This is a genomic window from Bradyrhizobium sp. AT1, from assembly GCF_001590795.1.
Classification (GTDB): domain Bacteria; phylum Pseudomonadota; class Alphaproteobacteria; order Rhizobiales; family Xanthobacteraceae; genus Bradyrhizobium.
Map to the genome: position 1 here is coordinate 3,911,543 of NZ_JXDL01000001.1, position 1,214 is coordinate 3,912,756.

A 1,214-nucleotide genomic window follows, 5' to 3' on the forward strand; every position below is an offset into this window, starting at 1 on the left:
CCGGCCTCTCCCAAGCGCGGGAGAGGCGAAGAAAAAACCCGGGCGTTTCGGCCCGGGTTTCGCTCAATTCAACCCGGCCTCACCGCTCAGGCGGCGGGCATGTACTTCGAGGCGGAGGCCTTGATCGGCTCGGCGGTCTCGGCGGCGACGCGCTGGGTCAGCTCGACCAGCTCCTTGGCCTGGGACTGCAGGGTCTCGAACTGCTTGCGGGTGTGGCCGGTCCACAGCTCCAGCGCCTCCGTCGGCGACTTCAGGCCGAACAGCTGCTGGGCGAAGTCGAGCTGGGCGCTGGTGTTGGCCTTCATGAACTCCACCAGCTTGGCGGTGTACTCGCTCGCGCCCTTGGAGGCGGAGGTGAAAACGGCCTCGACGGTGCCGTTGTGGGTTTCGGCGGCGTCCTTGAACTTGGCGTAGCTCTCGCGGGCCTGCGCCGCGCCCTTTTCGGCGAACGCACGCATCTGCTCGGGAACCTCGAACGGAATGATCGAGGCAGAAAACGGATCAGTCGCACCTGTCATGGTTGTCCCTCACGCTAATTGAAAAAATGGAGTGAGCCTTCTGGCGCGCCCGCCGGCCAACCGGGGCCTTGTCTCTGCTTTGAGCTGGCGGGAACGAAGACTGGAACGCGAAACAAACAAGATGGCTCGCCCAGTGCCCAGTATTATGGCTGCCTATCATGTCAACATTGTGCAGCGCAACGCGCCAAGCGGGTGCGCTGCGAAATTTAATCTCGGAGGGTGAGGTTCCGGTAAGGGGGAACCGGGGGTTGAGAGCTGAGAGCGAAGCAGACGCATCAACGGTGCCCAACCTCCCCTGGAGGTCCGGGACGAGCGCAGCTCGCCCGTGGGTCGGCTCGCAGTGCGCTCGCGCGCTGTGAGCCGGGGTGGGGTGATCTCTCCACTCGGGCACCGCCAGCGTCGAGAGACTGTCACCCCACCTCGGTTCGCATTGCGCTTCGCTTCATGCGAACCGATCCTCCCCCTCCAGGGGAGGATGGGGACCGTTGATGCCGCCCGGCCTTCCCTCTCCCCTTCGAATCCCTTGGATGAACCTGGCTCCGGCTTGCGGGGGTGGGCGGATTAAGGTTATCGCGGCTTTGGGGTACCTCCGAGGGCCCGGGACCGTGGACCTGCCCGCGACCGCGGGCGATACTAACCCTTTCTTAAGGCTGTCATTCCGGCAGCCGCCAGCTTCACGCGTGAGACTAAAGCCGG

General features: G+C 64.6%; 1 protein-coding gene. It reads right to left on the reverse strand.

Going from position 1 to position 1,214, the window contains the following annotated elements:
• Window positions 1-86: 86 nt before the first annotated feature.
• Window positions 87-518, reverse strand: coding sequence for a phasin (locus SE92_RS18235; protein ID WP_063197163.1), 432 nt, complete (start codon window positions 516-518; stop codon window positions 87-89).
• Between the last annotated feature and the right edge of the window lie 696 nt (window positions 519-1,214).

Coding starts and splice junctions, on each gene's coding strand:
- SE92_RS18235 (WP_063197163.1), bottom strand. CDS start 518: ATGACAGGTGCGACTGATCCGTTTTCTGCCTCGATCATTCCGTTCGAG.